The organism is Pseudonocardia adelaidensis, from assembly GCF_039543345.1.
GTDB classification, from domain to species: domain Bacteria; phylum Actinomycetota; class Actinomycetes; order Mycobacteriales; family Pseudonocardiaceae; genus Pseudonocardia; species Pseudonocardia adelaidensis.
On sequence record NZ_BAABJO010000003.1, the window covers coordinates 20,535 to 40,159 of the forward strand.

A 19,625-nucleotide genomic window follows, 5' to 3' on the forward strand; every position below is an offset into this window, starting at 1 on the left:
CCACTGATGAAAGGAGCCACTGATGAGTGGTCGACCGAATATCGTCCTCGTCCACGGCGCGTGGGCCGACGGCTCCAGCTGGAGCGCGGTCATCGAGCGCCTGCAGGCAGAGGGCTACCACGTCAGCGCTCCCCAGTTCGCGGAGGCCGCGCTGGAGGCGGACGTTGCGCGCCTGCGTGAGGTGCTGGCGCGCCAGGACGGCCCGACCATCCTGGCCGGCCACTCCTACGGCGGTCAGATCGTCACCGCTCTGGGTGGGGATGCGCCGAACGTCGTCGGCCTGGTCTACATCGCGGCCTTCGGGCTGGATGAGGGCGAATCGATCGGCACACTGCTGGCGCAGGTTCCCGGGGGCCCGGCACTCGCCCACCTGGACGTCGACGAGCAGGGCTTCGCCTGGATGCCCGAGGACGATTTCTTGAACCACTTCGCGGCCGACGTCGACCCGGTCAGGGCGCGGGTCATGCACGCCGTGCAGCAGCCGCTGGCCTGGTCCGCTGTCGAGGAGGTGATGGGTGTCCCGGCCTGGAAGTCGCAACCGTCCTGGTTCCTGGTCGCCGAGGGCGACCAGACCATCCCGCCTGATGCCCAGCGGCAGTTCGCCGCCCGCATGAACGCCACGACCGTCGAAGTCTCGACGAACCACGTGGCGATGGTCTCCCACCCCGATGACGTGCTGCAGCTCATCCAGACCGCTGCCGAGGCCGTCCAGCCCGCGAATTGACGCTCGCCAGCCGGTGACACGACGCCCGTAGTACGCGCTCAGCACTCTTCCGTCAGAACCGGTGGCCGCCGACCTGGCGGCACCGGTAATCGGTATCTCGGCATCACCGCGGACGCAAAGATGCGCCGATATGGCCGTGGTGATCACGACGCCGCGGGCGCCACGCGACGTCCTGCAGTTCCGCATATTCTACCGGCTGCGTGTCACCGACAAATTGATGAACCCGAGGCGAAGTCAAATCTATGTCCGAGCCTTGGGTGAGGAGCATTCTCATGACTGACACCAACCCGATCGTCCTCGAGGCTGCAGCACAGCAGGTTGCTGACGCGTTCTCGAAACCGCCGTTCTTGTACGAGATGGCGCCAGTAGACGCCCGGAAGGTCCTCGAAGACGCGCAGTCCGCCCCGGTCAGCCTGCTCCCGGTGGACGAGGAGTGGATCACGGTCCCCGCCCCGGTGGGAGATGCCCGGGTACGGCTCATCAAGCCGCCGGGCGCTACCGGCATGCTGCCGGTGATCGTGTACATGCACGGTGGTGGCTGGATCCTCGGCAATGCGCGGACCCACGACCGGCTCGTGCGCGAGCTCGCCGTCGGCGCCCGCGCAGCCCTGGCGTTCGTGGAGTACCCGAACTCGCCGGAAGCCCGCTACCCGACCGCGATCGAGCAGGGCTACGCCACCGCCCAGTGGATCACCCGCAACGGGGCGTCCAAGGGCCTGGACGCCAGCCGCATGGCAGTGGCCGGCGAATCCGTCGGCGGCAACATGACGGCCGCGCTGGCGCTGATGGCCAAGGAACGCGGCGATGTCAGCTTCGTGCAGCAGTCGATGTACTACCCGGTGACCGACGCGGCCATGAACACCGCCTCCTACGAGCAGTTCGCCACCGACTACTACCTCAGCCGCAAGGCGATGGAGTGGTTCTGGGACGCGTACACCACCGACCCCGCAGAGCGCACGCAGATCACGGCGTCGCCGAATCGGGCCAGCATCGAGCAGGTCGCTGGGCTGCCGCCCACCTATCTGTGCGTTGACGAAGCCGACGTGCTGCGCGATGAGGGAGAAGCCTACGCCGCCAAGCTCCGATCAGCCGGCGTCCCCGTTACAACGGTGCGCTACGACGGCACCATCCACGACTTCATGCTGCTCAATGCGCTCGGTGAGACCCGCGCCGCGCGAGCGGCTATCGACCAGGCCATCGCCTTCCTGCGCGCCGGACTCGGAACCGGTTGAGGCACCTGCAAGCGCAACCGCTCGACCAGGATGGCCGTTGCCGACCGGCCACAACGGCCGCGTCGGAAGAGGGCGAGACGGTGGCCCGAAACCTGGACGCGGAGCTGAGGGGCAGGCCGTTGGAGGCGTTCACCTTCCACGACAAGGGGTTCGTCGTATCGGTCGGGACCCGCCGCGGGGTCGCCGACATCGCCGGCATCACCACCGGCGGGCGGCTGGCCCACCTGCTCGAAGACGCCATCGAGTGGGAGTACCGCCAGTCCGTCAGGCACCTGCGCGGCTGGGACCCAGTAGTCGGGTGACCGCTACCCATCCCGCTGCGAACGACCGAAGCAGCAGATGCCGCCCGCTGGGCCGCTCACCCGTGCTGCACTGGATGCATGGTGGCAGCCCCGGATGGCGACTTTCGACCAAGGAGCAACATGGGCATACGACACACACCGGTTGGCGGCCTGGCTTCCGTGGGATTCTCGGTCACGCGTGCCGGGCTGGCGACGTGCTTCTTGTGGATCGGGGCACTCAAGTTCAAGGACTACGAGGTCGAGAACGCGGAGGCTCTGGTCACCGCGAGCCCGCTGACCTCACGGCTGCGCGACGAGCTCGGCGCGCAGAAGCTCGCGCGACTCATCGGGGTCACGCAGATCACCTTGGGCTCTCTGATCGCGGCGAAGCCGTTCGCGCCACGAGCCTCCGCGGCCGGCAGCTTCGGGGCCGCGGGGATGATGCTCGGCACGCTCAGCTTCCTGGCCACGACGCCGGAAGCGTGGCAGCACGGGCGGGGGATGCCGCAGCTGTCGCTGCTGGGCGAGGCCCTGTTGAAGGACGGCGTGCTGCTCGGCGCCTCCCTGCTGACGGCTGCCGACTCGCTGCGAGCCGCTCGCGCGCGTGACCGGCCGTAGGGCGGGCGCCCGCGACCGGCGCTGACCAAGTTCCTTGCCCGTACCCCGGGCAGTTGGCGTGCAGCACGCAGTGCATGCCGACCAACCCCGGTAGGGCACTGGCGAAGCCACCAGGGCCGCGGTGCCCCAGCACGAGCAGGTCCGCCCATGTCCCCGATCGATGAGAACGCCGGCCGGCGTGCCCACCAGTGTCTGCAGGTGCACGGGAACACGGGCGGCGCTCTCGCCGACCTCGGCGATGACCTCGGCGACGATGCATTGCGTCTCCTGCTCGACCTCATCGAGGATCTGCTCGGTTGACGGTGTCCCGGCGCTGGAGGAGGCCATTCCGATGCGGACGGGTCAGTCCGGCGGACCGGACCACGTCGTCAGCATCGAGTACTGGTCGCCGAGAACCACCGGTGAGGACCGGGACGGTCGCTGCTCGTGGAACACTCCTAGTTCCATGTGTGGGGAGGCGCTGCGACACCAGACAGCTCATTCATTTCCGCGATGACGGCTTCCAGTTCGGAATCCTCGACAAACCTTAAGGTCGGGATGTCCGCGACGAGCAGGTCTCGTAGTTCTCGACTACGGGACGCGCTGCCCCTCAGAACATGCAAGCTCTCATACCAGAGTATGCTTCCGAGCACTCCTTCAACTCGGTCGGTGAACAGGATGATGGCAGCCAGTCCGGCATAGCGCTCGAACCATGCCAGTACCACTTGCTGGAATTTGTGCGTAGCTCGGGCAAGGTCTTGCACCGGCATCTCGACTCGTGTCAGTTGGCCCCAGTACCCAAGGCGCACCGGCTTGACCACGTGCGCGAGAACCAGGTCGAATACTTCGACTGACGGCTCGGTGCCGTGAAGACGCCGGGCCAGGTCGGCGATCAGACCTGGAGCACCATGTCCGCTGGCCTCCAGCGCCGCGGCGTCGGTCCATGCGGCGATGCTGACGTAGCGCCCGGACGAATGATCCACCGCCATCGCGAAGCCCGTGTTCCCGTCCATCGCCGCAACCGCCGGCTGGATCTCGCCATGAACGAATGCGATGCCCTCCCCGGTCCGGGGAACGTCTGCTCGCGTCGTGACAACTCGGATCAGCATGACCTGACCTTCTCTTGAATCTGACCATCGGCACAGGCGCGGGGAGCCGTGTTCCGTCCGTCGCCCCGGCGCGAACGCGTTCAGGTGCTGACGTCGAGCGCGGCGACGCCGCTCATGTCCAGCCACGTGTGGCCAGGCGTCTGAGCGATCCGCATGACCATCGCCTCACAGGTGGGGCAGCGCACGACCATGCCCGGCGCGTCGGCGTACACGTGGTACACCCCCAGCGGGGCTGTCATGCCGCATCCTCCGCATCGGGTCTGTGCGGCGGTGGCGTCGAAGACGAAAACGTCCGCCAGCCGGCCTGCGGCGGCGTTACCGTCGAGTCGTCGGGACTCCGGAGTCACGGTGCGCTCCTTTCGCATCCCCAAATCGTTCGATTCTGATGGCGATCGCTGGGTGACCTGCCTCGACGAGGCTGTCCGCCACTGCCTCGACGAACGTCGTGGCACCGCAGACGAAGATGCTCGGGCGTTGGTCGACGGGCCAGACGTGCTCGCGGATGATCTCCGGTGTGAGTCGGCCGCTCAGACCGGTCCAACCCGGCGGCTGCTCACGTGTCAAGGCGATCGCGACACCGACGCCGCGTTCGGCGTGCTGCTCCAGGCGCGCGTGGCCGATCACGTCGTCGAGGGTTCGTGCTGAGTACAGGAGCCGGACCGGCGCGCCGGACCCCGCGGCGGCGTGGTGATCCAGCATCGCCAGGAACGGTGCGACTCCCGATCCACCGGCCACCAGCTGCAGCGGCGAGTCGAGCTCGGCGTGCCACACGAAGTAGCCGCCGATCGGTCCGCGCAGCTCCAACTGGTCGCCGGCTCGCAGGCCGTCGGTGAGATACGGCGAGACCTCGCCGTCGTCGAGCCGTTGCACCACCAGGTCCACGGTCGGGCTCTCGGGCGCGGACGCGATGGAGTAGCTGCGCTGCGCCTGGTATCCATCGGGCGCAGTCAGACGGACGTCGACGTGCTGCCCCGGCAGGTGTCCGCCCCAGCCGTCGATCTGCAGCGACAACCGGTGGACGGCGCGGGCCTCCGAGGCGTTCGCCGCAACGGTCGCGAGCCGCCAGGTCAGTCGCCGGCGTATCGCTGTTCGCGCCACGGGTCACCGTAGATGTGGTAGCCCAGCGACTCCCAGAAGCCGGGTTCCTCGACGCCCGACAGCGCCACGCCACGCACCCACTTCGCGGACTTCCAGAAGTACAGGTGCGGCACGAGCAGCCGGGCCGGGCCGCCGTGCTGTGCCTCCAGCGGCTCACCGTCGTACCGGTCGACTACCCAGGCGCGGCCACCGGTGACGTCCTCGAGCGGAAGGTTCGTCGTGTAGCCGCCGTCGCAGAAGGCCAGGACGTAGTCCGCCGACGTCTCGACGCGATCGAGCAGGGTGTCGAGGGAGACGCCGCTCCACGTCGTATCGAACTTCGACCACTTCGTCACGCAGTGGATGTCGACGGTGACCTCTTCGCGCGGTAGATCCTGGAACTCCTGCCACGTCAGCCGCTCGGGCTCATCGACCTCGCCGCTGATCGTGAAGTCCCAGTCCTCCACGGACGTGCGCGGCGTCGGACCGGCGGACAGCACCGGGAAGCCCCCTGCGATGTCGTACTGCCCCGGAGGCAGCAGTTCCGTGCCCTCGCGGGCCTCGGGCCGCCCGACGAATCCCCGCGAGACGAATCTCATCGTTACCTCCGTTGGGTTGCTGGTGCCATCGACGGCCGTGGTCGCTCACATGCCGCCCCGGCGCCGGACGCCTGCGCCACCCCGCCTGCGATCACAGCCGTATGGAATGGCCCCCCATTTCCGGTTCGGGACCGTGGGCTGCCGTTCGCACAGTCGCCGCCTCGGTTCGGTGAACCATCTGATGCTCTTGGTGCTCGGCGGGTCCCGCGCGCTCGTCTACCTCGCCGCGACGGGTCAGTGTCCACGTCGGCTCACCCGGCACCAACCAGCGAACGCCGCGGCGGAGCCTGCAAGACTGGCCCAGCCGCACTCGTTGGGACCCTCGGGTGACACACGTCAGCGCCGGTGCTTGCGCCGGACGGCCCCGGACCAGGTGTCATGGTGTGCCCCGACGGCGTAGCCGGCGCCGAATGAGCGCCGCTCACCCGCCAGCCGGGTGCCGCGGCTGCCCTAGCTGGGTGTTCTTTTGAGTTCTAGCCGTCTTGGTCTGTGGCGATGGCGGCGCGGATGCAGCGGGCGAGCATCGCCGAGGCGGTGGGTACCTTCCACACGGTGCCCGGCAACGGGTGTGCCTCGAATGTCCACGCCTCGGCGGCTCGATCGACCTGCTCGTTGCGCACCGATGCCCCGCCTAGGAGCTCCTCGGTCGCGACGGCTCGATAGGGGGTCGGGGCGATCCCCCCGAGCACCGCGCGGCATTGCGTGATCGTGCCGCCGTCCGTGGACAGCGAGACGCACGCGGCGACGAGTGCGAAGCCGCCGTCGTAGAGCCGGAGCTTCTCGAACACGGTCGTGCGCCGCAGCGCGGCGGCGGGGACGACGAGGTGGGTGATCACTTCATCGCTGCGCAACACGGTCTCGCCTGGGCCGCGGTAGAGGTCGGCGAGCGGGACGGCCCGGGCGCGCGACCGGCCCCGGACGTGCACGACGGCGTCGAGCGCGGTGAGGGTCGTCGACAGATCCGACGGGGTGGTGGCCTGGCAGCGGTGGGCGCCGAGCGCGGCGTGGTAGTGCCGGTGGTCGCCGAGCACGGCGTAGCACGGGCAGGTGGTCCCGCCGCGCTTGTAGCAGTCGAAGCCGCCGCGGAAGTAGCGGCAGCGCTTCTCCTGGCACAGGTTGCCCGCGACGGTGGCGGCCGCCCGGATCTGCGGTGACGCGATCGTCTCCACGGTCGCGGCGAGCGCGGGGGCGTCGTGGTCGAGGGCGAATGCGGCGAGCCGGTCGAGGGTGACGGCGCTGCCGATGTGGAGGTCGCCGTCGGGGGTGAGTTCGAGCCGGCTCAGCTCGGCGACACCGGTCAGGTCGACCAGCACGTGCTCGGAGCGCACGCCCTGCTCGCGGGTGAGCAGGAGATCGGTGCCGCCGCCGAGCGGGCGGGTGCCGCACTCGGCGGCCAGGGCCGCGGTCGCCGCCGCCACCGTGTCGGGGGTGCGCAGCCGGATCGGCTCCGGTCGCCGGTGGCGGCGGGCGAGGCGGGTGCCGCCGTGGTGGAGGACGGCGTGCAGCCCGCGCGGGTACGCCCAGCGCATCGCCGAGATCCACAGCCGGTGCGGGTCGAGCCGTCGCCGCAGCGGCGGCACCGGCGCGGGGCTGCCGGCGTGCAGGGCGGACACCAGCTTGTCCGGGGTGATCGGCAGGTCGCGCACGCGCACCCCGACCGCGTGCGCCACTGCGTTCGCGACGGCGGCCGGCACGGGTGAGAGCGCGATCTCGGCCAGCCCCTTGGCCCCCATCGGACCGCATCCATCGTCGGACTCGATGAAGACCGTTTCGATGTCTGGTACGTCGGCGGCGCGGGGCAGGGCGTAGTCGCTGTAGTTCGCGTTGGCGACGCGGTCCTCGCAGTAGACGAGTTCCTCGCCGAGGGCGGCGCCGAGCGCCATCGCGACGCCGCCGACGACCTGCCCGTGGGCGCCCGTGGGGTTGAGGATGGTGCCGGAGTCGTGCACCGCGACCACCCGCACGACGTGGACCTGGCCCGTCGCGCGGTCGACCTCCACCTCGACGGCGTGCGCGGCGAAGGCGTAGGTCGGCGAGAGGTTCCCGAACCCGGACGGGTCGGCGAAGGGCAGGCCGACCTGGTAGCGGTGGTCGAAGCTCAGCGTGCCGTCGACCGTGTCCGGGGCGGCGGCGACGAGGTCGCCGATGCTGATGGAGTCGTCGCCCGCGTGGACCTGGCCGCCCTCGAGCCGCACCGACACAGCCGGCACGGCGAACTTCTCCGCGGCCAGGCCGCGCAGGCGATCGGCGGCGGCCCGGCCCGCGCCCAGCGCCGCGTTCCCGGTCATGAACGTGCCCTTGGACGCGCCGGCGCCGGGGTCGTACGGCGTCCGGTCGGTGTCCCCGTAGACGATCTCGACGTCCTCGCCGGTGAGGCCGAGCTGGTCGGCGACGACGATGCCCGCGACCAACGGCTGGCCGGTGCCGGGGTCGCCGGATCCGGTGCGGACCCGCACGGAGCCGTCGTCGCCCAGCTCGACCCTGGCTTCCGAGTAGGCGACGTAGGGGTTGCTCATGGCGCCCGAAACGTGGACGGCCGCGGCGATGCCGACGCCGCGGCCGCTGCCGCGCAGCGCACGCTTGGCGTCCCAGTCGATCTTCTCGCGGGCCGTCTGCAGGCACTCGACCAGTCGCGACGAGTCGATCTGCCAGCCCGTGATCGTCGTGTCGCCGGTCCGGTTGGCGTTGCGGATGCGCAGGTCGATCGGGTCGTCGCCGAGCTGCTCGGCGAGCTCGTCGAGCTGGGACTCGACGGCGAACACGGCCTGGGGTCCGCCCGCGCCGCGGAACGCGCCGCCCGAGCGACGGTTGGTGTAGAAGACCGTGCCGGTGACGTGCGCCGCCATGAGCCGGTACTGCGAGGCGACGACCAGGCCGCAGAAGTTGAGCTCGTTGCCGCCCGCCTGGGTGAACCCGCCCGCCTCGACGAGGATGTCGGCCTCGCGGCTGATGAGGTGGCCGGTGTCATCGGCGGTGCTGGTCAGGTCGACGACGAAGTCGTGGCGGTGCTTGGTGTGGGTGAACTCGTCGGCGCGGGTGAGCGTCAGCCGCACCCCGCCCCCCGCCTTGATCGCGAGGGCGGCGGCGAGCACCTCGACGTCGCCGGGCCGGACCCGGGAGCCGAAGTCGCCGCCCGTGGCGATCCGGTGGACGCGCACCTGCCCGGTCTCCAGGCCGACCATGCGCGCGATCTCCCGCTGCTGGGTGCGCGGTCCCTGCGTGGGCGTCCAGACGTGCAGCCGCCCGTCCGCCCAGCTCGCGAGCGTGGTGTGCGGCTCCATGCAGGCGTGCGCCTGGCTGCCGAACCGGTAGCGGCCCGACACGGTGTGCGCGACGCGGGCGCGCGCCGCTTCGGTGTCGCCAAAGGTGCGGTCGGAGGTGACCGCGACGCCCGCCGCACCGGGCCGGGGCGGCGTCGCGCCGGGTCGAAGCGCGTCCTCGAAACGGGGGAGCCGGGGCAGCGCCGCGTAGCGGACCCGGATGGCCGCGACCGCCGCGCGGGCCTGCTCGGCGGTCTCGGCGGCCACCGCAGCCACCTCGTGCCCGACGAAGCGGACGGTGCCGCGGGCGAGCGCCGGCCGGTCCGGCGTCCCGTAGTCGGCGTAGTGCACGTCGGGGAGGTCGGCGGCGGTCACGACGGCGTGCACGCCGGGGCTCCGCTCCGCCGAGGAGATGTCGATCTCGACGATCCGTGCGTGCGGGTACGGGCTGCGCAGCACGGCGCCGACCAGCGGGTGTTCGGGCTGCACGTCACCGGTGTACGGGGCGCTGCCGTCGGTCCGGGCCCGCCACTCGGCGTGCCGGACGTGGGGCATCCTCATCCGCGCTGCTCCCCGTCCTGCTCCCCGCCCGCGGCCGCACGGACCGCCCGCACGATCGCCGCGTAGCCGGTGCACCGGCAGATGTTGCCCGCCATGCGGTGCCGCAGCTCCGCGTCGTCGGCCGGGACGTCGCCGTCCCGCAGCATCGCGGCGAGCCGCACGACGTGTCCTGGGGTGCAGAATCCGCACTGGAATGCGCCCTCCACGGCGAACGCAGCGCGCAGCGTCGCGGTCTCCTCGCGCAGTCCCTCGATGGTCTCGACGCGACCGCGGACGCGGGACGCGAGCGTCACACACGCCATCACAGGGACCCCGTCGACCAGGACCGTGCACGCCCCGCACTCACCGCTCCCGCACCCGAGTTTCGCGCCGCGCAATCCGAGATCATCGCGCAGCAGGGTGAGCAGGGTGGCGTCCGGGGCGTGCACGACCTGCCGGACGTCACCGTTGACGTCGAGCTCGGAGCTCGCGGGGGAGACGGCGGCGCCGCGCTGCCGCCTCCCGATCAGGCGACGCACGCCGTGAACCCGCGTCGCAGGCGGTCCTCGTCCAGTCCGGTGCCGATCAGCACGAGCGCGGAGCGTCCGGGGCGGACCGTGGAACCGGCCGGCAGCTCTCCCAGCTCGACCGCACCGGACACCACCTGCACGACGCGGGGCGTGTCGGACCCGGCGAGGTACACGATGCCCTTGGCGCGCACGACGCTGCGCGGTAGCCCGGCGAGCCAGGTCCGCAGCCGCTCGGCGTCGAGCTCGCCCGCCGCGCCGACCGTCACACCGATCATCGTGTGCGACTCCGGACCGTGCGTCGCCGGCGCCCGGTGGTCGGCCGCAGGCATGGGTGTCAGCACGGACTCGGCGGGCACCGCGCAGCGGACCGTCGTCACCTGGGCCGCCGCGGCGTTGAGCCGCCGCAGCCCCTGCCCGATCAGCTCCAGCACCTCCGGGGTCACCAGGTCGGCCTTGTTGATGATCAACAGGTCGGCGTGGGTGAGCTGGTTGTAGGCCGCCTCCGCGTGCTCCAGGTTCGCGTCGAAGTTCGCCGCGTCCACGCACGTGACGGTGCCGGTATAGGCCAGTCGCTCCGACAGCGGCGGGCCGACCAGCGACTCGACCACCGGGCCGGGGTCCGCCATCCCGCTGCCCTCGACGAGGACGTGGTCGAGGTCGCGTCCCGACGACACCAGCGTCTCGACGGCCTTGACGAGGTCGCCCCGGCCGGCGCAGCAGACGCACCCGTTGGCCAGCTCCACGACGTCGTCGCCGTCTCGGCTCGCGATGAGCGCGGCGTCGATGCCGAGCTCGCCGAACTCGTTGACGACGACGGCGATCCGCTGCCCCACCTGCTCGGTGAGCAGCCGGTTGACCAATGTCGTCTTGCCGCTGCCCAGGAACCCCGTGAGCAGGGTGACGGGTGTCGTGGTCATGACCGCCCCGCCCCGATCAGCCGCGCGCGCAGCTCGGGCCGGGTCGCGGCGTCCACCACCGTCGCTGCCAGCAACGCCGCGCCGGCGAGCAGGGCGTCGTCGGCTGCGGGCGTGGCGCACGCCGCCGCGAAGTCGGCCTGGTGGTTGACCACCGGCAGCGTGTCCAGCCCGATGAACGGGTGCAGCGTCGGGATCACGTGCGAGACGTTGCCCGCGTCGGTGGACGCGAGGAACCTCGCCACCGCCTCGTCCGGGGCGAACTCGCGACCGGCGGCGGTGGCGTTCTCCCGGTAGGACGCCGCGAGGTCGGGGTCCTGCCGCAGCTCGGCGTAGGGACCGATCCCGCTGCCGAGCTCGACGCGGCACCCGGTGGCGAGGGCCCCGCCCTGGAAGCACGCCTCCGCGCGGGATCGCACCTCGGCGAGGTCGTCGAGCGTGGTCGCGCGCACGACGTACTCGGCCCGTGCGCGGTCCGGGATGATGTTCGGGGCCTCGCCCGCGGACCGGGTGATGCCGCTGACCCGCACGTCGGGACGCAGGTGCTGGCGCAGCAGCCCGATCGCGACCTGCGCCACGGTCAGAGCGTCCGCGGCGTTGACGCCTTCCTGCGGTGCGGCCGACGCGTGCGCCGCCCGCCCCGTCATCGCCACGTCGAGCGTGGTCGCCGCCAGCGTCTGTGGCGCCGGGTGCTCGTACGGGCTGGGGTGGATCATCAGCGCGAGTTGCACGCCCTCGAAGGCACCGCGCTCCAGCATCATGATCTTGCCGCCGCGGGAGAGCACCTCCTCCGCGGGCGTGCCCAGCACCGTGACCGTCAGGTCCAGCTCGTCGGCGAGCGGGGCCAGCGCCCGCGCCGTCGCGTACGCCGCCGAGGCGATCATGTTGTGCCCGCACGCGTGCCCGATGCCGGGCAGCGCGTCGTACTCGGCCATGAGCCCGACGTCGAGGCTGCCCGACCCGATCCGCGCCCGGAACGCGGTCGGCAGGTCGCAGACGCCCGCCTCGACCTCGTAGCCCTGCTCGGTGAGCGCTTCGGCCAGCCACCGGCTGGCCTCGACCTCCTCGTGCCCCAGCTCCGGCCTGGCGTGGATGCGGTGGCTGAGGTCGATCGTGGCGTCCCGGCCGCGGCGGACCGCCTCGGCCGTGCGCTCCTTGAGCCGATCCGGGTCAGCGCTCATGGACGAGCTCCCCACCGACGTAGGTCTGCAACACCTTGAGTTCCGCGACCTCCTTGTCGGGGCAGGTGAGTATGTCGCGGTCGAGCACGGCGAGGTCGGCGAGCTTGCCGACCTCGATCGAGCCGCGGACGTTCTCCTGCCAGCACGCGTAGGCGTTGTTGATGGTGTACATCCGCAGCATCTGCTCGCGGGTGATGGTCTGGCCGGGCAGGAGCACCCCGGCGAGGGTGTCGCCGGTCAACGCCGAGTACTGGCTGAGGAACGGGTGCTCCGGGTCGTGGATGACGGCAGGGTTGTCCGAGCCGCCCGTGACCGTGGCGCCCGCGTCGAACCAGTCCTTGAGCGGCATCCCCCAGTCCCGGACTGTCCGCTTCCAGGGGTCGCTCTCCGACATCTTCGCGATGCGCACCTGCTCCATGATCTCGTTCATCCGCATCGAGCGGGCCGAGGCGTAGTAGGCCAGCAGCGGGTTGGCCGCGAGCGTGACGCCGAGGTTGAGCGCGCGCGACACGTGCTCGGGGTTCTGCAGGCCGAATCCGTGCTCGAAGCTGAAGCGGCGGCCATCGACCGGGCGCTCCTTGGCCGCCTCCTCCAGGGCCGCGATGACGATCTCGGTCGAGTCGTCGGCGCCCCCGGTGTTGATGTGGATGGCCATGTTCCAGTCGCGCCGGTTGTACTCCGTGATCAGGAACCGCAGCTTCTCCGCCGACAGCGCCCACCAGCCGTCGTTCACGACGACCAGCTTGATCCCGTTGAGCCGCAGCATGTCGTCGCCGACGTGCTGGCGCGGCCCGAAGTAGTGGTCGATCTTGGTGAGGATCTCCTCCTGGGGCAGGTAGCGCGCGGGCAGCCCGAGGATGATGTCGGTGCGGATCTTGAGCTGCCCGCTGCGCCTGGCCGCGACGAACGTGTCGAGCTCGTCGACGGAGGTGCCCATGTCGCGGACGCCGACGATGCCGCAGGAGTGGTAGATCCGCTGCTGGGCCAGCACGGCGTCGAGCTGTACGTCCTGGTCGAAGTACAGGAAGTCCCACTTCTTGATCGGCTGGCCGGTCGCGCGCCACCACGCCTTGCGGGCCAGGTCGCCCGCTCCGGCGATGAGGTGCCCGGTGGGCTCGCCGTCGTCGTCGCGGACGATCCAGCCCTCGGGTTCGGTGGGGTCGGGGGTGTCGCGGGTGATCTCGGCGAGGCGCAGCGCGTAGCTGTTGCAGATGACGTTCTTGCCGGACTGGAAGATGTAGACCGGGTGGTTCGGGGCGATCGTGTCCAGGTCGTGCCGGTTCGGGAAGCGGCCGTCCCGCAGCGCACCCCGGTACATGCACGAGGTGCCCACCCACTCGCCCTCGGGCGTGACGTCGACCCGCGCCTTGACGGCGCGCAGGATCTCGTCGATCGACTGCAGGGTCGCGATGTTGACCTTCGCGCCGTCGCCCAGCGCGTCGAGCCCGGCCAGCACGAAGTGGACGTGGTTGTCCATCTGGCCGGGGACGACACAGCGGCCCCGCAGGTCGACCACCTCCGTCCGGCGGCCCGCCAGCGCCGAGACCTCCTCACCGCCGCCGACCGCCACGACCTTGCCGTCGTACACCGCGATCGCCTCGGCGACCGAGAACGCGCCGTCGACCGTCACGATCCGGCCGTTCGTCAGAACCAGATCGGGAGCGAACTCGATGGGCACTACGCCTCCTTGATGTCGGTGGGAGGGGTGTCAGTGGGAGCCCGCGCCGGTCATAGCGCGCGTCTCCAGTTCGGGGTAGCGGTCCTCGGAGGCCTGCTCGCGGCGGCTGAGTGTGCCCAGCACGGCGAACAGGAGGCCCGCGGGCACCGAGACCAGACCGGGGTTCTGCAGCGGGAACCAGTGGAAGTCCACGGCGGTGAACAGCGACTTCGGGCTGCCCGACACGGTGGGGGAGAAGATCACCAGCAGCAGCGCCGTGCCGACGCCGCCGTAGATGCCCCACAGCGCGCCGCGAGTGGTGAAGCGCCGCCAGAACAGGTTGAGCACCAACGACGGCACGTGCGCGGACGCGGCGATCGACATCGCGAGGCCGACGATGAACCCGATGTTGAGCTGGCGCGCGAACAGGCTCAGCACGATCGCGACGAGGCCGAGCACGACCGCGGCGATGCGCGCCATCCGTACCTCCTCGCCGTCGCTGGCCCGGCCGTGGCGCAGCACGTTCGCGTACAGGTCGTGGGCGAAGGTCGTGGTGGCCGCGACCATCAGGCCCGCGACAACCGCGAGGATCGTCGCGAACGCGACCGCCGCGAACACCGCCACGAAGACGTCGCCGCCGAGGCTGCCCGCGCCGCCCCCGAGCTCCTGGGCGAGCAGGAGCGCCGCGGTGTTGCCCCCCGGGTCCGACGCCTTGATCGCGGTGGCGCCGACCAGCGCCACGGCGCCGAGGCCCAGGATGAGCACCACCATCACCGTGAACACGGCCTCGATGCCCAGCAGCCACAGCGCGGACGACTCCGCCGTGCGGTCGTCGCGCACGGTGTAGAAGCGCTGGAAGATGTGCGGGAGACCGATGAACGCCAGCGAGACGCCGACGCCGAGGCTGATCAGGTCGATCGGGTTCTTGTACTGCATGCCCGGGGCGAGGAAGGAACCTCCGGTGCCGCTGCCCTGCCCGGCCGCCTCCAGCAGGGCCGACGGGTTGAACCCGAACCGGACGAGGACGAGCACCGCCATCAGCGTGACGATCCCCATGAGGACACACGCCTTGATGATCTGCACCCAGCTGGCGCCGCGCATGCCGCCGAACACCACGTAGACGATCATCAGCACGCCGACTGCGGCGATCGAGAGGTTCTGCACCACCGGAGAGGTCGAACCGATCAGCAGCGACAGCAGCGCGCCCGAACCCACCATCTGCGCGATCAGGTAGAAGATCGAGATGGTCAGTGATGACACCGCGCCCGCGATCCGCACCGGCCGCTGACGCACCCGGAACGACAGCACGTCGGCGACGGTGAACCGGCCGCTGTTGCGCAGGAAGCCCGCCAGCAGCAGGAGGAGCGCGAACGCGACGACGTTCGCGATGCCGAACATGAAGCCGTCGTAGCCGAAGAGCGACACCAGTCCCACGCTGCCGAGCACGGCGGAGGCCGAGAGCGAGTCGCCCGCCATCGCGAGCCCGTTCTGGCGACCGGTGAGCCCTCGGCCCGCGGTGAAGAACTCGTCGCGGGTCTTGCGGAACCGCGAGGCCCACGTCGTGACTCCGAGGCTGATCAGCACGACCACGGCGAACAGGCCCAGCGTCAGACCCGGGTGGGCGTTCGCCGCCCCCTCGGCCAGGACGGTCGACGTCATCACCGGCCGGCTCCCTCGTCGAGGCGCGCGCGCAGCGTCTCGACGAGCGCGCGGTTGGTTCGTGTATGGCGTACGAACAGGGCGGCCACGGCCAGGGTGGTGATCACCTGCGACCAGGCGAAGAGCAGCCCGACGGTGATGTGGCCACCGAGGTCGGTGGCCATCAGGTCGGGTTGGAAGCCCACCGCCCAGAGCAGCAGCAGGAACCACGCGAGCACGAACGCGCCGACGGCGAACGTGAAGGTGCGCGACCGGCGCCGCAACTCGGTGAACTCGGGGCTCGCGTGCACATCCCGAACGTGGTCGGAGGTGCCCGCGGGGTCGTGGTGATCGACCTGGCCTGACGGATGGGTCATGTGCACTCCTGGGTCCGTTCCACGTCGTTGTGGTGGTGCCTGGCTACGTCTGAGCGGACACGCCGGTGCCGAGCACCGCCGTGGCGTGGCGGGCCGCGGTGTCGGGCGGGAGCAGCCGGGAGATCCGGGCGGCGACTTGCACGACCGCGGGCGCCACCGACTCCTCCAGCTCGGCCATCGACATCAACGGGCTCGGCATGGCGACGTTGACCGCGGCGACCGGGCGGCCGTCGGTGGACCGCACCGTCGCTGCGACGGAGCGGACGCCGATCGTCGTCTCCTGGTCCATCGCCGCGTAGCCGCGGCGACGGGCGCGCTCCAACTGGCCCTCCAACTCGGCGCTCGACCGCACCGAGTGGGGGGTGACGGCATCGAAGACGAGCCGGTCGACGACCGCCGCGCATTCGTCGGGCGGCAGGGCCGAGAGAACGGCCTTGCCGAGGGAAGAGAGGTGTATCGGCACGCGGTCTCCGACGTACACGTTGACCCCGAGGCGGTAGCGGTCACCGCGCAGGCAGTCGACGAAGACCATGTGATCCGCGACGCGGACGGCGAGGTTGACGCTCTGGGTGAACCGGTCGAGCAGCGACACGAGGTGTGGCCGGGCGACCTGCCGCAGGTCCAGGCTTTGCAGGGCTGCGTAGCCCAGGGTCAGCACGGCAACGCCGGGGCGGTAGCGCCGAGTCTCCGGGTCCTGTTCGAGGTACCCGACCTCGAACAGGGTCGAGACCAGGCGCTGGGTGCGGCGCTTGTCCATCTCGAGCAGCCGCGCGAGTTCCCCCACGCCCAGTTCGGGGCGGTCGGAGGTGAACGCGGACAGCACGCGGAGCCCGGCTGCGAGCGACGCCACGAAGTCGGCCCGAGAGGCTGGTGCACTATCTGCATCGATGGTGCGCATAGCGTGGAACGTTACGGTCGGCGCAGGGGGAGCACAAGAGCTGAATCGTCGGCCCGCCCGGCCAGGGCTCTGGTCGGAGCGTTTCGATCAGCCGCAGTCCGCGGCGCCCGAAGCGCACCGAGGCCACCCGCGATTGCGGTCTCGCGCCGCTCCGAGGAGTCTCGCGGACGGCGGCGGCGTGCCGGCCAGCGCACACCAGCGCGAGCGGCACCGTGTTACTCCAGGATGTCGGCGGTAGTGATCCGAAAGGCGAGGCCCACACGACGGGGCGTCCCCTGGTCAAGGCCCGCACGGGCGGAATCATCGACCCGATCAACGATGTCGAAGACGAGCAGGACGATCAGCAGGATCAAGCTGGCTATCGCGCGGGTGCACCGCCTGCCTTCTCACGATTCCAGGCGAATCGATGACCGGCTTCACGGGGGGTGATGTGCCGGATGTCCCGCCCGACGAGGGCGTCCTCTCGGCGCGGCGCGGACCACGCAGTCGATCTGCCCGCGTACCGGCCCGGCGTGCCGGCTGCTCGCGGCGGAGCAGCCGGTCCTCCAGGGCTTCCATCGCGAGCGCGAACGCGATGAGTAGCGGCGGTACGACGACGACGAGAAGCTCCATGATCATCCACGCGGCGCTTCACGGTCGGCGAGGGCCTCCTGCGGCCCGTCCGACTGCCGTCCGGCCACCGCGAACTCGTGTCGTTGCTCGGACACGCCCTGCCTCCGCTCCGTGGTGCGCCCACCTCTGCAAGATCCCGAGGCGCGATCGTCGCGCCGCGCGTGGCCGGATTCATCACCCCGCACGGATTACCCAGCAATGTGGTCGTCCTCCGGTCGCCGCACCGCGACGGGCAGCGCCGCCGAGGCGCGCGGCGCGGCATGTGACGCCGGGCGCCCCAGCCGACACTCCACGGGCTGAGGGACCGCGGATAGGTCGAATGCGCGCCGCAACGGCAGCTACGTCACCCGGTTCGGGTGACGCGCAACCGGCCCCCTGCCGCCGACGCTCGGTGCGATGTCCGTCAGGAGGAGCCACCGCGCCCGGCCGCGCGGCCCGAACACCATCACCGGGGGCAGGCAGACCAAGGTCGAGTTCAACCGCCGACTCGACGCGGCCGCGCTCGCGGACCTGCGGGGAGTCGCCGTCACGCCACCCAGGTACAGCAGCCGGTCAGAACCTCCAGACGAGCGGGGTCACCACGACCGTGACGAGCATGGTCCAGGCCAGTACCCACAGGCCGAGGCGCCAGAAGTCACCGAACTTGTAGCCACCTGGCCCGTAGACCATCAGGCTGACGCCGTTGGCGAACGGGGTCAGGAACGAGGCGCTGGCCCCCATCGCCACGGCCATCATCATCGGCAGCGCTGAGACGCCCAGGTCGCTCGCGGTGGCGAGGCCGATCGGCATCATCACCAGGGCGGTCGAGGTGTTGGAGATGAACTGGCTGATCACCGTCGACACCAGGAAGAGGCCAGCGAGCACCACCGTCGGACCTGCGCCGCCGAGAACACCGACGACATGATCGCCGATCATCTGGGCGGCGCCGCTCTTGGTCATCGCAGTCGCCGGAGCGATCATCGCCCCGATCAGGATGACGGTGTTCCAGTCGATGCCGCGATAGATCTGGGGTAGGCGTACCACACGGGTGACGACCATCAGGCACGCGCAGACGAGAGCCGCGATCGGCGCGGGGGTGACGTTGAAGACGAGCAGGCAGACCAGGAGCCCCAGGATCGCGAGCGCCACCGGTGCACCTCGCCCGAGCGCGACCGCCTGCGACTTGACCAGCTCGGGAGAGTCGACCACCAGCACCTGCGGATTCGACAGATAGCGCTCGAGAGCCGGCCAGCTGCCCTGGAGCAGCAGGTGGTCGCCCGCCCGTAGCCTCAGCCGAGGGCGGACCAGTTCGGCGCCGCCTCGCTGCACCGCCAGCACCATCAGGTCCTCCTCCTCGGTGGTCATCCCGGGGAAGAAGGTCTTGCCGATCATCGGGGAGCGCTGCGGAATGACGACCTCCGCCAGGCCGGAGTCGCGGCCCATCAGTACGTCGGCCAGCGCCTCGCTGTGCTGGTGGACTTCCAGACCCAGGTCGGCCGCGAGGCGCCCGACCTCGTCGGCGTCACCGCGGACGAGCACGAGGTCACCCATCTCGAGCTTCTCGCGCTCGAGCGGTTGGTTGTCCGCGTGGTCGAGGAAGGCGACCAGGCGTACATCGCGGTACTCGCCGAGGTCGATCGCGCTCCTCGCCGCGCCGACGAGCGGGGAGGTGCCTGGCACGAACAGCTGATGCAGGCTGTCGGCGAGGTTGTAGTGCTCCACCAGGGTGTGCGCGTGACCGCTGAAGTCGGTGGGGATCGACTCGCTGTGCCGCTCGGGCAAGAACTTCTTGCCGAGGAATACGACGATGAGGATCGAACCGAGCAACTGGGGGATACCCAACCACGCCCACTCGAAGAAGCCGATGTGCCCGACGCCGGCCTCGTCGGCCTGGGTGGCCGCGATGACGTTGACCGGCGAGCCCAGCAGCGTGAGCTTCGCGCCCTGCAGACATGCGAGTGCCAGCGGAATCATCAGCAACGAGGACGCAATGCCGCTGCGCACCGCGATGACCACGGTGACCGGCAGCATGGCGGCGACCGCCCCATTCATGCCGATCAGCGCGCTGAAGATCGCAGCGACGATCATGAGCGCGACGATGAGCGCGGTGTCGCTTCGTCCGCTCAGGCGCAACAGCAGCTGACCTGCCCAGGCGCCGACTCCGGTGATCTCGAGCGCGACGGCGATCGCGAGCAGGGCGGCGATCAGGACCACCACGGGGTCGCCGAAGCCGGTCACAGCCTCGTTCATGGTGAGAACGCCGGTGAAGTACAGCGCCAGGGCGGCTCCGATCGCGACGACGGCCGCTGGCACGGCGTTCCAGGCGAACATCACCAGGGCCACGCCGATGATCAACAACGTGATCCAGGTGTCACTCATGACACTCTCCCTGTCGAAGGTCGCCGTCGCCTCTGCCCGGC

The 19,625-nt window shown here is 70.5% G+C and carries 20 protein-coding genes; 7 read left to right on the top strand and 13 right to left on the bottom strand.

Going from position 1 to position 19,625, the window contains the following annotated elements; translation table 11 throughout:
• Positions 1–22 precede the first annotated feature (22 nt).
• The 6 genes from ABEA81_RS03810 (at position 23) to ABEA81_RS03835 (ending at position 3,155) form a co-directional block, all read left to right on the top strand.
• Positions 23–724 (top strand): alpha/beta fold hydrolase, encoded by a 702-nt coding sequence (locus ABEA81_RS03810; protein ID WP_345603330.1) that lies wholly within the window; start codon positions 23–25, stop codon positions 722–724.
• A gap of 61 nt (positions 725–785) precedes the next feature.
• Positions 786–1,004 carry a hypothetical protein gene (locus tag ABEA81_RS03815; protein ID WP_345603332.1) on the top strand — a complete coding sequence of 73 codons (219 nt, stop codon included), beginning with the start codon at positions 786–788 and terminating at the stop codon, positions 1,002–1,004.
• Positions 997–1,956 (top strand): alpha/beta hydrolase, encoded by a 960-nt coding sequence (locus ABEA81_RS03820; RefSeq protein WP_345603334.1) that lies wholly within the window; start codon positions 997–999, stop codon positions 1,954–1,956. Before ABEA81_RS03815 ends, ABEA81_RS03820 begins: the two co-directional genes overlap by 8 nt.
• An 80-nt stretch (positions 1,957–2,036) precedes the next feature.
• Positions 2,037–2,258 (top strand): hypothetical protein, encoded by a 222-nt coding sequence (locus ABEA81_RS03825; protein WP_345603336.1) that lies wholly within the window; start codon positions 2,037–2,039, stop codon positions 2,256–2,258.
• A gap of 78 nt (positions 2,259–2,336) precedes the next feature.
• The gene (locus ABEA81_RS03830; RefSeq protein WP_345603338.1) at positions 2,337–2,855 is read left to right on the top strand and encodes a YkgB family protein; all 519 of its coding nucleotides are present in this window, start codon (positions 2,337–2,339) and stop codon (positions 2,853–2,855) included.
• A 147-nt stretch (positions 2,856–3,002) separates the two neighbouring features.
• Positions 3,003–3,155, top strand: a complete 153-nt coding sequence (locus ABEA81_RS03835) for a hypothetical protein (protein ID WP_345603340.1) — start codon at positions 3,003–3,005, stop codon at positions 3,153–3,155.
• Between the two features lie 137 nt (positions 3,156–3,292).
• Here the strand turns inward: ABEA81_RS03835 and ABEA81_RS03840 are convergent, their stop codons facing one another.
• The 12 genes from ABEA81_RS03840 to ABEA81_RS03895 form a co-directional block, all read right to left on the bottom strand.
• A complete protein-coding gene (locus ABEA81_RS03840) occupies positions 3,293–3,943 on the bottom strand; it encodes a hypothetical protein (protein ID WP_345603342.1) in 651 nt (216 codons plus the stop codon).
• Between the two features lie 80 nt (positions 3,944–4,023).
• The gene (locus ABEA81_RS03845) at positions 4,024–4,308 is read right to left on the bottom strand and encodes a DUF6510 family protein (RefSeq protein ID WP_345603344.1); all 285 of its coding nucleotides are present in this window, start codon (positions 4,306–4,308) and stop codon (positions 4,024–4,026) included.
• On the bottom strand, positions 4,259–5,041 hold the full coding sequence (locus tag ABEA81_RS03850; protein ID WP_345603346.1) for a ferredoxin reductase: 783 nt from the start codon (positions 5,039–5,041) through the stop codon (positions 4,259–4,261). The genes ABEA81_RS03845 and ABEA81_RS03850 overlap by 50 nt, the downstream gene beginning before the upstream one ends.
• A complete protein-coding gene (locus ABEA81_RS03855) occupies positions 5,011–5,619 on the bottom strand; it encodes a sulfite oxidase-like oxidoreductase (RefSeq protein WP_345603348.1) in 609 nt (202 codons plus the stop codon). Before ABEA81_RS03855 ends, ABEA81_RS03850 begins: the two co-directional genes overlap by 31 nt.
• 473 nt (positions 5,620–6,092) lie before the next feature.
• Positions 6,093–9,440, bottom strand: coding sequence for a molybdopterin cofactor-binding domain-containing protein (locus tag ABEA81_RS03860; protein WP_345603349.1), 3,348 nt, complete (start codon positions 9,438–9,440; stop codon positions 6,093–6,095).
• Positions 9,437–9,958: a (2Fe-2S)-binding protein gene (locus tag ABEA81_RS03865; RefSeq protein ID WP_345603350.1), complete on the bottom strand. Its 522-nt coding sequence runs from the start codon at positions 9,956–9,958 to the stop codon at positions 9,437–9,439. Before ABEA81_RS03865 ends, ABEA81_RS03860 begins: the two co-directional genes overlap by 4 nt.
• Complete coding sequence (locus tag ABEA81_RS03870) at positions 9,946–10,866, bottom strand: CobW family GTP-binding protein (RefSeq protein ID WP_345603351.1); 921 nt, start codon at positions 10,864–10,866, stop codon at positions 9,946–9,948. Before ABEA81_RS03870 ends, ABEA81_RS03865 begins: the two co-directional genes overlap by 13 nt.
• The gene (locus ABEA81_RS03875) at positions 10,863–12,044 is read right to left on the bottom strand and encodes an amidohydrolase (protein WP_345603352.1); all 1,182 of its coding nucleotides are present in this window, start codon (positions 12,042–12,044) and stop codon (positions 10,863–10,865) included. The genes ABEA81_RS03870 and ABEA81_RS03875 overlap by 4 nt, the downstream gene beginning before the upstream one ends.
• Positions 12,034–13,722 carry an amidohydrolase gene (locus tag ABEA81_RS03880; RefSeq protein ID WP_345603353.1) on the bottom strand — a complete coding sequence of 563 codons (1,689 nt, stop codon included), beginning with the start codon at positions 13,720–13,722 and terminating at the stop codon, positions 12,034–12,036. Before ABEA81_RS03880 ends, ABEA81_RS03875 begins: the two co-directional genes overlap by 11 nt.
• Before the next feature lie 30 nt (positions 13,723–13,752).
• On the bottom strand, positions 13,753–15,360 hold the full coding sequence (locus tag ABEA81_RS03885; RefSeq protein ID WP_345603354.1) for a solute symporter family protein: 1,608 nt from the start codon (positions 15,358–15,360) through the stop codon (positions 13,753–13,755).
• On the bottom strand, positions 15,360–15,716 hold the full coding sequence (locus tag ABEA81_RS03890; protein WP_345603355.1) for a DUF485 domain-containing protein: 357 nt from the start codon (positions 15,714–15,716) through the stop codon (positions 15,360–15,362). Before ABEA81_RS03890 ends, ABEA81_RS03885 begins: the two co-directional genes overlap by 1 nt.
• Positions 15,717–15,759: 43 nt before the next feature.
• Positions 15,760–16,614 (bottom strand): IclR family transcriptional regulator, encoded by an 855-nt coding sequence (locus ABEA81_RS03895; RefSeq protein ID WP_345603356.1) that lies wholly within the window; start codon positions 16,612–16,614, stop codon positions 15,760–15,762.
• 212 nt (positions 16,615–16,826) lie between these two features.
• Here ABEA81_RS03895 and ABEA81_RS03900 point away from each other — a divergent pair, with 212 nt between their 5' ends.
• Positions 16,827–17,024, top strand: a complete 198-nt coding sequence (locus ABEA81_RS03900; RefSeq protein ID WP_345603357.1) for a hypothetical protein — start codon at positions 16,827–16,829, stop codon at positions 17,022–17,024.
• A gap of 754 nt (positions 17,025–17,778) precedes the next feature.
• On the opposite strand, the gene ABEA81_RS03905 is transcribed toward ABEA81_RS03900, so the two are convergent.
• Positions 17,779–19,584: an SLC13 family permease gene (locus ABEA81_RS03905; RefSeq protein ID WP_345603359.1), complete on the bottom strand. Its 1,806-nt coding sequence runs from the start codon at positions 19,582–19,584 to the stop codon at positions 17,779–17,781.
• Between the last annotated feature and the right edge of the window lie 41 nt (positions 19,585–19,625).